Source organism: Streptomyces sp. NPDC059917 (assembly GCF_042730635.1).
Taxonomy (GTDB): domain Bacteria; phylum Actinomycetota; class Actinomycetes; order Streptomycetales; family Streptomycetaceae; genus Streptomyces.
In genome coordinates, this window is record NZ_JBHWLC010000020.1 from 1 (window position 1) to 14091 (window position 14091).

At 69.6% G+C, this 14091-nt stretch carries 12 protein-coding genes; 4 read left to right on the forward strand and 8 right to left on the reverse strand.

What is annotated here, in order from left to right:
• The first annotated feature begins 976 nt into the window (after positions 1-976).
• Entirely contained in the window at positions 977-1360 is a 384-nt protein-coding gene (locus tag ACFWAR_RS14330; protein WP_385776711.1) for a hypothetical protein, read from the forward strand.
• A 1277-nt stretch (positions 1361-2637) separates the two neighbouring features.
• On the opposite strand, the gene ACFWAR_RS14335 is transcribed toward ACFWAR_RS14330, so the two are convergent.
• The 6 genes from ACFWAR_RS14335 to ACFWAR_RS14360 form a co-directional block, all read right to left on the reverse strand.
• Complete coding sequence (locus ACFWAR_RS14335) at positions 2638-4650, reverse strand: hypothetical protein (protein WP_385776713.1); 2013 nt, start codon at positions 4648-4650, stop codon at positions 2638-2640.
• Positions 4651-4916: 266 nt separating this feature from the next.
• Entirely contained in the window at positions 4917-5096 is a 180-nt protein-coding gene (locus tag ACFWAR_RS14340) for a hypothetical protein (RefSeq protein WP_385776715.1), read from the reverse strand.
• A 90-nt stretch (positions 5097-5186) separates the two neighbouring features.
• Positions 5187-5468 carry a hypothetical protein gene (locus ACFWAR_RS14345; RefSeq protein WP_385776718.1) on the reverse strand — a complete coding sequence of 94 codons (282 nt, stop codon included), beginning with the start codon at positions 5466-5468 and terminating at the stop codon, positions 5187-5189.
• Positions 5469-6302: 834 nt separating this feature from the next.
• On the reverse strand, positions 6303-7106 hold the full coding sequence (locus ACFWAR_RS14350; RefSeq protein ID WP_385776720.1) for a metallophosphoesterase: 804 nt from the start codon (positions 7104-7106) through the stop codon (positions 6303-6305).
• Between the two features lie 184 nt (positions 7107-7290).
• The gene (locus ACFWAR_RS14355; protein ID WP_385776722.1) at positions 7291-8382 is read right to left on the reverse strand and encodes a cytochrome P450; all 1092 of its coding nucleotides are present in this window, start codon (positions 8380-8382) and stop codon (positions 7291-7293) included.
• A gap of 708 nt (positions 8383-9090) precedes the next feature.
• A complete protein-coding gene (locus tag ACFWAR_RS14360; RefSeq protein WP_385776724.1) occupies positions 9091-9429 on the reverse strand; it encodes a hypothetical protein in 339 nt (112 codons plus the stop codon).
• Positions 9430-9852: 423 nt separating this feature from the next.
• Here ACFWAR_RS14360 and ACFWAR_RS14365 point away from each other — a divergent pair, with 423 nt between their 5' ends.
• Complete coding sequence (locus ACFWAR_RS14365; protein WP_385776726.1) at positions 9853-10188, forward strand: hypothetical protein; 336 nt, start codon at positions 9853-9855, stop codon at positions 10186-10188.
• Positions 10189-10308: 120 nt separating this feature from the next.
• A complete protein-coding gene (locus ACFWAR_RS14370; RefSeq protein WP_385776728.1) occupies positions 10309-10923 on the forward strand; it encodes a hypothetical protein in 615 nt (204 codons plus the stop codon).
• Between the two features lie 67 nt (positions 10924-10990).
• Here the strand turns inward: ACFWAR_RS14370 and ACFWAR_RS14375 are convergent, their stop codons facing one another.
• Together ACFWAR_RS14375 and ACFWAR_RS14380 are read right to left on the reverse strand one after the other, a co-directional pair.
• Complete coding sequence (locus tag ACFWAR_RS14375; RefSeq protein WP_385776730.1) at positions 10991-11518, reverse strand: hypothetical protein; 528 nt, start codon at positions 11516-11518, stop codon at positions 10991-10993.
• Positions 11519-11686: 168 nt separating this feature from the next.
• Entirely contained in the window at positions 11687-13201 is a 1515-nt protein-coding gene (locus ACFWAR_RS14380; protein WP_385776732.1) for an MFS transporter, read from the reverse strand.
• Between the two features lie 158 nt (positions 13202-13359).
• Between ACFWAR_RS14380 and ACFWAR_RS14385 the strand changes: the two genes are divergently transcribed.
• Positions 13360-14079, forward strand: a complete 720-nt coding sequence (locus ACFWAR_RS14385) for a TetR/AcrR family transcriptional regulator (RefSeq protein ID WP_385776734.1) — start codon at positions 13360-13362, stop codon at positions 14077-14079.
• Positions 14080-14091: the final 12 nt, after the last annotated feature.

Consider the following 14091-nt stretch of genomic DNA (forward strand, 5'->3'; position numbering starts at 1 on the left):
GAGGTGTATTAGTGACGGGCGCTGCGCGCTCAGGAAGGGACCCGCCTCGCTGCGCTCGGCGGCCCGGCTGCGCCGGGCCAGGGCCGGCCCTTCGGGCCAGAGCCAGCCCTTCGGGCCGGGGTCCTGCGCTGCGCTCCGGACGGGTTCGGGGGGCAGCGCTGCGCTCGGTCCCCGAACGGCCCGCTCCGCGGGCCCGGGTGACCCCGTTTCACGGGTTCCGGGCCTTCGGCCCGTTGGGTGGGTCCGCTCCGCTCCCCCACCCGGGCCCTTCCGGCTCCGCCTCCAGGACCAGCCCGCTCCGCGGGCGGCTGGCAGCACCACCCTGCATCCATCACGGGATGCAGCTGTGTAACATCCCGTGAAACCCGGCACCCCCGGGTACTGTGCCGCGGACCGCCGACCGGGCCAAGTCGCAGTGTCAGTGACTGAGATTAGGGTCAGCGGTGGGCGGGGCTGGGTACGAAGCATCCAGCACAGGAGACTCAACGGTAGAACCTCCCGGTCTGCGCGGGGGTGGTCACGGCCTAACCGGCGCCGGGGAACAAAAGGGCCCACGGCGAGCTTGCCAGACCCGGCCCCGCCACCATGCCGACCCTTTTCACTGCGAGCCACGGCTGGCCCTTCGGGCCTGGAGTCCTGCGCTTCACCTCGGACTTGGTTCCGGTTCCGCTGCGCTCTACCGGAACGGGCCGGCTTCGCCGGCCTCGGGCTCCCGCGCTGCGCGCGGGAGGTGACCCTGTTTCACGGGGTCCGGGCCTTCGGCCCGTTCAGGGGGGTCTGCTGCGCTCCCCCGCCCAGGGTCCTTCCGGCTTCGCCTACAGGACCAGTCCGCTATCGATGACGGTGATGGCCACTGTGTGTGATGGTGCGAATTCTGTGCGTAATGGTCCGTAGTAAGGTGGAAATGCCCTTTGCTAGCCGGTCCCCGTACTTCCCACCCCTGACCGGCAGACCCTCAAGAGTCAGGAGAACACCCATGTCCCAGCGCTTCCACGTCCTCACCCTGACCGCATGTGTCCTCGGCACCCTCGCCCTCGGCACCACACCCGGACAGGCCGCACCCACCCACGCCAAGACCCCCGCCAGCGCCGTAACACTGGACAACCCCTTTATCACCACCTGCCGAATCGGCTACCGCGAGTCGGACGGCACACCCATCGCCTCCGCCGATCCCGATTTCGCGGACTGCACCCCCGAACCCACCGGAGGCCCGACCCGGGTCACCTTCACCACCTACGAAGACTTCGCAACACGCGAAAACCTCGGCACCAACGTCACCTTCAACTGCACCGACGTCGTCTCCATCCCCCCCTCCACCCCCAGCGGCAACTACAACTTCATGGGCTGCACCCCCGCCTAAAACCACCCCACCACCCCACCGGGGCCGCCTGTCACCCCCACACAACACCGACAGCGGCCCCGCCATCGCAAGACACCCCCGGGAAAACCACCTCACACCAGCACAACCCGCTACCCGAGCAAGTGGGGACACACCCGCACCCCGGAGCGGGTACCTGAGCGCTGCACGCTCACGACCGAACAGGCCTCGCTGCGCTCCACCAGAGCAGGCCGGCTTCGCCGGCCTCAAGACCTTCCGCGCTCCGCGCGGAAGGTGACCCCATTTCATGGGGTACGGGCCTCCGGCCCGTTGGGCGGGTCCGCTCCGCTCCCCCACCCCGGCCCTTCCGGCTCCGCCTCCAGAGCCGAGGCCTGCTTCGCAGGCCAAACCAGCAGCAGTAGGGGGTGGCTAGCGTGGACCCCCGGACGTGGGAACGGTCCAGGGACCACCTACTGTGCCAACATCGCTGGTGTACAAGTCGGGGGGCTGTAGACATGAAGGTGCAATCACCTCGACGGCGCCTGTGTCTGGGCGTACATCGCCATCACGGTCCTGGGCCTACTAGAAACCTATAAAGGCAGCCAGATCGCACCTACGGGAACTAACAGGTGACTCCCCGGAACACCCTCCACCGTAGAGGAACTCCACACAACCGCGGTGGACCCGCCTGACAGCCTCCCCGACTCGGCCAAGGCACCTCCTGCACCTGCCGCCCCACTCCAAGCCACGGCCGGCCGTCGGGCCCGCCCGGTGGGCGGGCCTTCCGGCTTCGCCTCCAGGACAGGCCCGCTACGCGGACCGGCTGGCAGCAGGCAGGGTTCGCAAGGCCATCGCTCCATGACGGCCAATGGGGCGCCCACCTCAGAGGTAGTGCCCCCTCGATTCCAGCAGTGTCAGTGACGGGAGTTAGGGTCAGCCCTGGCGGGGCCGGGTACGAAGCATCCAGCACAGGAGACTCAACGGTAGAACCTCCCGGTTTGCGCGGGGGTGGTCACGGCCTAACCGGCGCCGGGGAACAAAGGGCCCAGGGCAAGCTTGTCAGACCCGGCCCCGCCACCAAGTCAAGCGGCCGGTGTAGTAGCTGTTCCTGCCAGTTCTGTTCCTAGCTTGTCGGTGGCAGCAGACCTGCCTCATGTGATTCATTCTGTAATCCGGATAGATATGGGAATCGGTCGGATATGGCGATCTGGTGTGCGGCAGGCAGGTCGTGTCGCGGATCAGTGAACCTGCGCAGTACTCAACCAACCTGCACAGCACCTGGTTCGGGGATCTCAACGGCTACCTGGATGGCGCAATGCTCAGCACGGAGGCTGGAGTTCGCGCGGGATGGAGTCGGAGACTGCGAGCAATGCGGCGTGCGCGGCATCACGCAACTCGTTGTCATCCGGTACCGAACGCCATGTCCCGTGCCGGACAGGCCGCTCGTCGGCGTCGAGAAACGCCTTTAGAACCGGCTCGGCAGAGGCTGCAGGCGTGCCTATCGCGGCCAGGAGTTTCACTGTCTCAGTGATCGCCCGGTAGGCGCCGCCGCTCTCAGCGAACGGGGCGATGGACCGGACGAGGACGGGGACGACCTCGTCGGTCCGTCCGGTGATCTTCCACAGAGCCTCGGAGACACGGAGAGGCAGCCAGCCTTCCTTGTGCACGTGGAGGAGTTCGCGCAGCTGCTCAACATGCGGGGCGCCAGCCGGACCCATCTCTCCCAGCAGGGTCGCGGGGTTGTTCTGGCCATAGGACTCGCCCAGCCGCGGGAGCAGCAGCTCGAGTGCGGGAGTACGGTCGCCGGTCAGCCGGCCGTACGAAAGGGCCAGGCAGCGCGGTGCGAACGTCTGGCCCTCGGGCGGGGCATCGAGCAAGGCCCGCAACCGTTCGGGGGACACGGCCTCGGCTGCGGCCGGACCGATCGCGGCGAGGGCATCCAGGGCCCACACTGCGGCGTCGGTGCTCAGGAGACCGATCAGGTCCGGGATCGCTGGGGCCGCGGCCGCACCCCATGCCTCGAGCAACTGGCAGAGTGCTCGACGCTCGTCGAGGGTCGAGGCTACGGCGAGCCGGGCACGCAACGGTGGCATCAGCACGTCGGCGTGGGTCCCGAGTCCTCCAGCGGTCTCGGTCAGGCTCAGCTCGTACGTCCCCCAGCCGTCGGCGTGGACACCGTGGTACCCGAACCCAAGCCGCTCGCCCGACAGGCGCCGCACCAGCGGCGGTACGCATCGGGCGTCGCGGAGCCGGGACAACGCCCAAACGGCGTGGTCCTGGGCGGGCAGGTACGGCTCGCCCTGGTCCGTCACCATGGCCGCCAGCGCGTCCGCCCAGGGGCGGGCGGCATGCCCGCACATGCCCAGGACCCGGGCTGCGAAGAGCCGATTGTCGGGCTCGGGGTCGGACAGCAGGCGGGCCACGGCAGGGAGCAGCACGGGTACGGCAGAACGGCGGCGGCTGAGCATATCGGCGGCCGTCCGGAGCGCGCCCGCGCGTACCGAGGCGTCCGGATGTGTCAGCAACCTCAGGACCGCATCGACTCGGTTCGCCCGGTCTTCTCCCAAGAGCCCGATCGCCCAGCCGACTGTCGACTGGGACACGCCTCCGCTCGGCCTCCAGGTGGCCGGGGAGCTGCCGCCGAACAGCACCCCGGAGACTGTCTGCGTGTACGCGCTGTCGTCGTGCCCCGGCAGCGCGCGGCGCAGAGCTTGGACGGCGAAGAGGCGGATGGCGGGCGCTGCATCGTGCATGAGCTGTCGTAGCCAAGTGAGGGCGTCGTCGCGTTGTGCGTCGGCGTACGGGACCAGTGAGCCGACCGCATCGATGAGCTGGGCCTGCGATTCCTCCTCCGGCTCCCGGGCCCATCGTGCCCGGAGTGCCGCGATCACCTCGTCGGCTCTGTGGCGAGCTTCGGCGAGGGCGTCGGCCACAGCAATACGGTTCAAGGGCTCCGGGTCGTCGAGCAACGGCAGCAGGTCCGTTACCGCCAGGTCCCAGGAAGCAGGCCAGGCCCGGGCGACCCAGCGGGGCTCCGCGGTGTTCGCCGTGTAGGCCAAAGCCCCGACGAGCTCGAGGAGCTCGAGGCGGACAGCCGGAGCGATGGCCGGATCGGCCGCTGCCCTGAGTACGTACACCAGAGCGGCTGGCGCCGCGGAGCAGACCGCGCCACCCTGGTGGTGGACATGCGTGAGCAGGTCATCGGCCGCATCAGCGGCCTTCTCCGGCCGGTACAGATCCCGAAGCATGCCAGGCACGTCCTCGGCCGTACCGTAGGCGTGCCCCATCCCCGCCCAGTCGATGGCATCGATCCCCGCGAGAGCATCGCTCATCAGCACCCCTCCCCCAACCCGCCCTGCGGCAAAAATACGGCACCACGCGCGACCCCCTCATCGCCCCGCCGGCAGAAGCGAGGGATTGCCGCAGGGTCTCGCGGGCAGCCAAAGGGCATGACCCAACCACCCTCCCCCTCAGTGACACGAGGGCGGTTCTCTCCCTGGAGCCGGCACGCCGCGACCGGCTCGACGCCGCCCAGCTCGCCGCGCTCGCCGAACTCGGCATCGACTCGGCATGAGGGAGCCCGCGAGGCCCTGCTCTCTTAGGCTGCCTGCCGACCCCGAACACGAAGCTGCGCGAGCAGTCCTTCGTCCTTCGGGCTCTGCTCGTTGAAGAGCTCCATCTGGCGGCTGACCGGCAGGGCCTGACGGTTCACGATCCGCGCGGCCGAGCTCACCGGCAGCAGATGGGGCCCTCCCGCCAGCTCCTGGAGCCGCCTCAACGAGGGGGCACCGGCCCGCTCGTAGAAGTACTCCAGCGCCTCGGACAGGGCGCCGCGCGTGGTGATCAGCTCGGGCGAAGCCCCGGCCCCCTACCGGCCGGCCTGGAGCGCGCCCCGCACGGCTTCGGCCACGATGCCGCGCCCACCCGGGGTGACGGTGAACACGGTCAGCATGCCGATCCCGGCCGCGCCTCCCAGGAGCTGGAAGATCTCCGCCAGCTGCATCTTCCCGTACAGGCGCATCACCGCGGCCAGCACGAGCACCGTGCACACCACCGCCGCCTGAGACACCGTCATCTGGACGACCGCACCCGACCGGGCACCCCCAGCCGCGCCCAGCCGGTCCCGCATCCCGCTCACCCGCTGTTCCACGTGCACCTCTTTTCGGGGAGCACGGAACGGCCCGGTTCCCCCTCAATATGGCGAGGGGGAGCGGAATGCTCCCCCCTCCTGCTGACGGCTTCACGCCAAGTAGGGCGCGCCCGGGGGCGATTGCAGTCGCCCGCCGGAGACACCAGGATGCCAGCACCCGGCTCCACGGCCTAAGTCTCACTAGCTTCGCTGCATCCTGAATGTGAGGAATGCCCGTTCATTCGTTCGCTCGCGTCCAGGGCCGGCAGGAGGAACACCTTCTACTGCGTCTGCCCTCTGACCTGCGGCGAATCCTGGCAGCTGCTCTCCGACTCCGCCGGCAGGGGCACCCAGCTCTACGGTCTGGCTACGACCACCCGCAGTCTCACTACCTGCCAGCCCCCTTTCGTCCATCGCCGTCCAAGCCCCGCTTGTGTTGCGGTCCGCCGGCAAGGCACCGTGGGGTGCAGAACCGACCGGGCAACCGGCGGATCCCCCCTCGAATGCTGACGGCTTCGCAGACAGGGACACAGCGGCACCCACGTTGCAGCGCGTGTGCCGCGCGCAGGGCCGACCCCCGCCGGGGCCGGCCCTGTCGTTTTCCCCGCCGCCGCTCCCGGCACTCCGCCAGTCGACTGGCGGACCCCAGCGCCGACCGCGCGGTGCATGGACCAGCCCACCGCAGCGCGGGTAGCCGTGCCGGCAGCGGATACTCCCGGTCCAACAGCCCGGCGACGCTGTAGAACACGACCCGCTCGAACTCTTCGCTCCCACTCTCAGTTCTGCCGGCTCCGCCTTCAGGGCCCTCGGGTGCCAGGTGGTGACTGGGGCGGGATCGTCGGGGGTTTGTGCGGGTCAGGACAGGCGGGTGAGAAGGATGCGGCCTCCCTCGTATACACCTCCGTCGATGGCGAGGACCCGGTCGGCGGCGTAGCGCAGGGCGTCGCGGACGTCGCCGGGCGCGATGTCGAAGTGCTTCGTGAGCGTGCTGTGTCCGTGGACGAGTACGTCGCCGCCGAGTGTGCGCAGCATGACCGAGACGGGGTCGTCGACGTGCTGGGGCTCGGCGTCGCGGAACGCCCCCCGGTCGCTCATGCGGTGGCAGAACTCCAGCCACAGGGTGGCGTCCGAAGACTTCAGGAGGTCGGACACCGTGGTGTTGACGTCTTCGATGGTCGACCCGAACTCCAGGTACCTGGCGGTGTCGGAATGGATGAGGAGGTGGCCATCGACGAGGGCTACGGCAGGCAGGCTGGTCATCCAGGCGACGTGGTCCGCGGTGAGGCGGCGCAGGTCGTCCTCGCGGCCGCCGAATCGGGCCCAGCCACCATGGAAACCGCCCTCTTGCTCGAGTCCCTCGACACTCGTGTCACCGAATCGGTGCGCTGCGAGCAGTTGGACCTCGTGGTTGCCGAGCAGGGCACCTATGCGGCCGCCCGCGGCAGCGGCCTCGTCGGCCAGTCTCCGGACCTCGTCGATGACGCCCGTACCGTCGGGACCGCGGTCGACGTAGTCACCGAGCAGCCACAGCCGAGCGTCGCCCGCAGACCATCGCCCTGCGGAGTCGACCAGTCCCCCGTCACGCAGCACCTGGAGGAACTCCGCCCGGTGGCCGTGGATGTCGGCAGCTACATACAAAGGCGTGTTCGAATTTTCCATGGGGCGAGACGCTACAGCACTGGCCAGAGCGGCAGACCCGGGGGCGAAGCCAACGGCCTTGAGGCGCGGGGCCCGTCGAAGCGGGGATGTGGATCAGGTACTGAGGGCTGCCCGAGCAGTGACCGATCCTTTCCGGCTGCGCCTCCAGGGTCGGGCCCGCGTCGCGGTGTCCGGCGGTGGCTTGTCAGTGGTCTGCCGGACGGCAGCGCAGGACGAGGCCGGTGGGTTCGAGGTGTGCGGCGGAACGGGGGCGGGGGCGAGGGGCGCGCAGGCCGGTCAGGCGGTAGCGCCGCAGGATCGCGGTCGTGGAGATGGATGCCAGGGCATAGACCCAGGTGGTGCCCTTGCAGAACATGGGACCTGCGCCGAAGGGAAGGAAGGCGTCGAGGGGTGGTCGTGTCGCGCTGCTTTGAGTCGACCAGCGGGCCGGGTTGAAGGTGTCCGGTGCCGGGAACTCCCGCGGGTCACGGTGGATCAGCTGCACCGCGACCCGCACCTGCTCTCCCGGGGACAGCCGGTGTCCGGCGATCTCCACGGGTTGCCGGGCCACCCGGCCCAGCAACCAGGTGGGCGGGAACATGCGCAGCGATTCCTGAGTGGAGTGCCGCAGCATCGAGGTGGATCCGGTGCACGAGTCCCCGGGCGAGCTACGGAGGGCTTCACCGCGGACCTCGTCCTGGATCTCCGGATGTCCGGCCAGGAGGTACAACAGCCAGGCCGTGCACAGGGCCGGGGCCGTCTGAGCGGTATACAGCAGCAGCCACAGCGCCTCGACCCGTTCATCGTCCCGCCAGCCAGAGGGCGCCCCGTCCCCGTGCACCAGATGCCCGAGCACGTCCCGCGGCGCACCGTCCGTGGCTGCGGGCACGTCTTGCAGGAGAGTGCGGATACAGTCGCCGGTCCGCCGTGCCTCGTTCTCGAAACGCCCCGCAGCGTTGCTCCGACGCGCGAAGCGGCGCGGACCGTGGGCCAGGGCGTCGGGTGTGGCTGCCCGCAGTCGGCGCGAGGTGTCCAACAACGTCTCGGAATGCGCTCCCAGGCACAGATACGTCGCCAACGCGGTGGTCATGTCCAAAACGGTGGGCAACACCTCCCACCGCTCCGGCAAAGGGTGCTCATCGAGGTACGCCTCGGCGCGACCGGCCAGATCGGCGGCCCGCTCACGCAGCCACGGACCCGACATGGTGGCTCTCAGCGCGCTGTTGCGTTCACCGCGCGACGTCTGCGATGTGCTCACCACAGGCGCCTGGACGGTATCGGCGAAGATCTCCGGCACCGACAACTCGCTGACCGGGGCCGCCAATACCCGCCTCGCGGCAGACGCACTCGCAACCACCAAAACACCCTGCGTAAACCACCAAGCGTCGGCGTCCCGTGCCGGCCGCCCGAGCTCGTCATACGACGCCAAACCGAACCTGTTCCAACCCATCAACATCCGACCGACCCCCCATCCGGGAAACTCATACCCGATGACCCTCCATGACTCAGCCGATCACAGCCCGGCAACCGGACCAAAAGGAGACGGCCCGCCAGACGAACTGACGAGCCGTCATACGAAGTCGAGAGCAGAGTAGATCGGCCGACTTGCGGCTGCTACTTCTTCTTCCCCTCAGGCGCCGCGATGCCGATGCCGTACTCCCATACGGGCAGAGGGCGCCGCGTCGTCCTCGCAACGAGGGACCGCACCGAGAAAACAAACCCCGTCACGCGGTTCCGACTCCGGCTGAAAGCGGCTTCCGGCTGATACTTGACACCCATGATGTCCTCCTGAGGAAGCGGGTCGTCCAGAATCAAAGCTAGCCCGTTCCAGCACCACCGGCCTCCTGAGAACCCCCACCCGGAGAAACCCATCACCGATTCACCCGTTCGCGGGCGACACTTGGTGAACAGTGCACCGGGCCAGGATCAGCGGGATCCGACGGGCGTCGTAAGCAGCCCGGGCCCCTTGGGGCGGGCATCCGCCCCAAGGGGTGACGCGCGGGGGTCAGCTGAAGATGACCGAACGGAGTTCGAGCCTCCTGCTGAGGTGCCGACCCGGGTTCATGACGTAGAAGACGTCACCCTCGCAGTTGGTGTCGTGGAAGACGGTGGCCGTGGCGTTCGTGTCGTTGTTCGGCGCCAGAGCGGGGAAGTTATTGCCAACGGTCTCGGGGATGATGATGCACTCCCCACTCTCCGGGTTCGTCAGATGGTGACGCAACGAGATCCCCCCAGGACCCACGTACGTGTAACTGAACGCACCATCAGCAGCCGCGGCCGGCGAAGCAGGCAGGGTGACGAGCAGAGCAAGGGCGCCGAGACCGGCAGCCAGAGTACTGCGCATACGCATGAATGTGTCCTCTCGGAGAAGGCAACGCCTGGGCACACCACGGTTTCCCGGAAAACAGCGAACACAACAGCGTCCCACCCGCAGTGACGTTTCCCCATCACCCCATCGGCCGACAGGCATACCGCCCCACCCTCACCCGTCCCCGTCCCCGTCCAGCACCACTTGAGGCCAGTAGATCCCGTAGAAACAGGCCACACCAGAGTGAGAACCAGGCAGTGACGAGTATCTATAGAGATACACACGCCGGCTGGTCCGGGGACTGCCCAGCCCGATAACAACACGTCCTCCATACGGATGATCCCGCAGGGTGTCCAGCCGACCTCCCCCCGCCCTTTGGGCAGGATCGGGAGAACACGGCGTCAAGGCAGCGCATACTCCCGCCGTGCACCAACTCCCCTGCCCGGACAAGGAAACCCCATGCGACTGCGCACCCCCATTGCCGCCGCCACCCTCGCACTCGCCCTCGCACTCACCACCGCCACACCCTCCTCCGCCGCCGTCGGAGAATTCGAGTACAGCGCGCTGAACCTCAACAACGCCGAAATCCGCGACACCCTCTACGACCCCGACAACGGCGAATGCATCACCCTCCCCGCCGTCCTCAACACCCCCGCATTCCGCGCCCGTAACCGCACCACCAGCACCGCCACCCTCTACCAGACCGCTGACTGCGAAGGCGACACCTGGGAACTCCGACCCCTCGTAGGACGCAGCCCCCTCCTCGCACGCTTCCGCGCCGTCGTCTTCCACTAACCCGCCACCACACGGGTGGGCGGCCCGCCCCGGGCCGCCCACCCATGCCAACCAGCCCGCCTCCGGACGCAGTTCGCCGTCCGAACCGTCGGGAGCGCGCCACCCTGGATACTGAGGGGCATGGGGCACACGATGGTCATCGCGGTACCGCCCGCCGACCTCGACCGGCTCGACGACCTTGTTGCCGAGCAGCAGGCCGACGAGCTTCGGTGGCAGGCCGGCGTCGAGCGGGCAGCGGGGACCCTGACCTTGCGCGGCGCCGCCCTGCGCGGGGCCAGGGAGCGGATTCGGATCGAGCGGGACCGGTTACGCGAGACCGGGCATCACCGGGTCACCCGCCGGCGCGCGCTTGCCCCCGCGCTCCGCGCCGAGCTGGAGGGCCGCGGGTGGATCCGGCCGTGGGCGGCCATCCCCGACGGCGCGCGCCAGGCCGGGCAGACCCTCGGGGGGACCGGCCCCTTTGGCGGCGCGGGGCTCACCGCGCGGCTCTGCGTCACCCTCCCCAACAGCCTCTGGGCGCCGCTCCACCACGGGGTCTACTGGAGCAACCTCCCCCACATCCAAGCCCTGGAGGCGTGGTCCGATCGGTGGGGCACCCGCCCGACGAGCAAGCGCACCGCGCCCCGCGAGGCCCTCGACGAGCGGGAGGTCATCGTGGCCCTGATCATCACCACCGGACAGATCCTGCGCACCGCCCTGGAAAACACCATCAAGAGCCCCCCAGGGGTGCCCTGACGGGCTGTGAGCAGCGCGACGCGCGCGGAGGTGGGATGTCCACATTCGCTCCGGCCTGACCTGGGGGTCAGGCCGATCGGCGGCGTCGGTGGTAGGCGTAGGTGAGGGCGAGCACGATCGGGCCCCACAGCATGGCCGGGGCGATGCACACGCGTGCCAGGAGCATCCACCAGCCGTTGGTGAAGGCGACCTCGTGAAAGCCCAGCACGCCGAACCAGGCGAGTGGCATGGTGTCCCACATCGCGACCAGGCCCAGTCCGCCCAGGGCCGCCGGAACGGTCGCGGCGAGCGGCGCGACCCGGCGACCGCCGATCAGGGGTATCCAGTTCGGGACCCTCTCGCCCCACCCGCTGACCAGGCCGGTGCAGAGCAGGGCCAGTGCCTCGGTGAAGACGCTCAGCCCGACGACGTAGGGCGGGGCCCACCACGGCATGGGTGGGGCCGCCGGATCGATCATTCCCATCGAAAAGTCGAAGGCGAACGGCAGACGCCACAGGCATTGGGGCAGGACGACGAACGGAAGGGCCTTCGCGAAGAGGAGCGCCCAACGGGGCACCGGACGCTCGGTTTTGCCCAGGGCGAGGTTGATCGGCATGACTCCACCGTCGCCGAACCTCCGACGACAGGGCGTCGCCCGTGCGGACGATCACGATCCCCCGCACGGGGGAGCCCCGGTTCCGGTGGCCTGCCTCGCAGGGGGCGGGCGCAGGGCTCCACCGGCCGGGTCCGGTCTTCGCAGGGGGCCGGGCCGCCGCCGTACGGATCAGTGAGGGGTTGTCTGCGGTTCCTGTTGCGGGGTCGGTCGAGCGGTGGTGGGTGGTGGGGTGACGTCTCGGCGGGGGCGCAGGAGCAGCGCGACGAGGAGTGCCGCGGCGGCCAGGGCGGCGCTGCCGCAGCGCAGCGCCAGGTGGAGGGCGTCGATGAAGGCGGCGTTCACGGCGTCGCGGACGGGGGCGGGGAGGGCGGCGGTGCTGTCCGCTGCCGGGCCGGGGAGGTGGTGGGCGAGTTCGGCGGGCGCCCCGAGCCGGTGGAGCGACTCGGTGAGGGTGGTGGTGAGGCGGCTGCTGAGGACGGCCCCCAGGACGGCGACGCCGATGACGCCGCCGGTCTCGCGCAGGGTGTTGAGGGTTGCGGAGTCCATGCCGGCGCGGGCCGGGTCGACGCGCTGCATGACCGTGATGGACACGGGGGTGAAGGTCATCCCCATGCCCAGGCCCATGGTGAGCAGCACCCAGACGTACTGCGGGTAGCGGGCGTCGGCGCCGTAGAGGGAGAGGGCGCCGAGTGCCGTGGCGCACAGGGCCAGGCCGGTGACCAGCGGGAGTCGCGGGCCGTGGCGTGAGGTGAGCGCGCTCGACAGGGGCGCGGCGAGGACGATCATCGCCGTCATCGGCAGGCCTGCCAGGCCCGCGTCCGCCGCGGACCAGCCCATGACGTTCTGCATGAGCAGGGGCAGGAAGAACGCGGCTCCGAACATGCCGAAGCTGGTCATGAAGCCGCTCACCGCGGCGCCGGTGAGCACCCGGTCCCGGAAGAAGCCCAGGTCGAGCATGGGGTCGGCGCTGCGGGCCTCGACCGCGACGAAGGCGGGCAGGGCGAGCGCCGCCACCGCGGCCAGGGCGAGCACCCGGGTGTCGCTCCAGCCGCGGGCGGGCCCCTCGATGAGCGCGTACACCAAGGCGCCGAATCCCAGTGCGGAGAGCGCCTGGCCGGGCAGGTCCAGCCGTGTGGCGCGGGACGCGAACTCGGGGAGTACCCGGGCCGCGAGGAGCAGCCCCGCCACTCCGACGGGGACGTTGATCCAGAAGACGGAGGCCCAGCCGAAGGTGTCCACCATCGGTCCGCCCAGGACCGGGCCGATGGCCAGGCCCAGCGCGGACACGCCGGACCAGAGGCCGACGGCCCGGGCCCGCTCCTTCTCGTCCGTGAAGACGTGGCGCAGGATCGACAGGCTGCCCGGTGTGAGCAGTGCCGCGCCGAGGCCCTGCAGCATCCGGGCGGCGATCAGCGGGCCGGTGGAGCCGGAGAGTGCCGCTGCGGCCGAGCCCGCCGTGAAGACGGCCAGGCCGGTGATGAAGATCCGCTTGCGGCCGTAGCGGTCTCCCAGGGTGCCGCCGGTGAGCAGCAGGGCCGCGTAGACCAGGCTGTAGCCCTCCACCACCCACTGGAGTCCGCTGACGCCGGAGTGCAGTTCCCGGCCTATGTGGGGCAATGCGTTGTTGACGATGACGTTGTCGAGCATCGCCATGAACATCGTGGCGCACAGGGTGGCGAGCACGAGCCCTTTGTGCCCCGTCTGCCCCTTGTATCGGCCGGGCGGCTTCATCTTTACATTCCCTAACAGTGTTAGTTGGGTGTTCGGTGCGGCTAGACTGCACCTAACGGTGTTAGATGGCAAGCGGGATTTCCGGCAGGCCCGGTGGACGGAGGTGGCCGATGGCCACGGAGGACAGCCCTCACGACGGACCGTCGCAGCCCGGGCTGACCCGCCCGGCGCTCGTCCAGGCAGCCCTGCGGGTGCTGGAGCGCGAAGGCATCGGCGGCTTGTCGATGCGCAAGGTCGCCGCCGAGCTGGGGGTGAAGGCGGCCTCGCTGTACTGGCACGTGCGCAACAAGGAGGAACTCCTCGACCTGCTCACCGACGAACTCATGGCCGACGCCGAGGCGCCGCCGCGGGAAGGCGACTGGCGCGAGCAGTTGCGCGAGTACTGCGTGCGCTACCGTCGGCATCTGCTCGGCAAGCGCGACGCAGCCAAGGTGGTCGCGGGCCGTCTCGCCCCCGGGCCCCACCTGCTGCGCCTGATGGAGGACCAGCTCACCCGCCTGCGGGAGGCCGGTTTCTCCGACGCCGACGCCGCCATGATCAGCTACCTGCTCGGCGCGTTCGTCCAGGGCTTCGTGCTCCAGGAGCAGGGGCCCATCTCCGCGTCCGAGGCCATGGGCGCCAGCCGCCGTGAGGCCGCCACGGCCGCGGGTGAGCAGTTCCGCCGCCTGCCGCGGGACTCCTTCCCCAGCCTGGTCGCCCTCGCCGACGACCTGACCGACCCGTCCACGGAGGCTCGCTTCTCCTTCGGCCTCGAACGCCTCTTGGACGGACTGGCCACGCTGCTGGAGGAGCAGGGCTCCGCACCGCGAAGGGAAGGGACGGCTCCATGAGTGCGCGCAGGA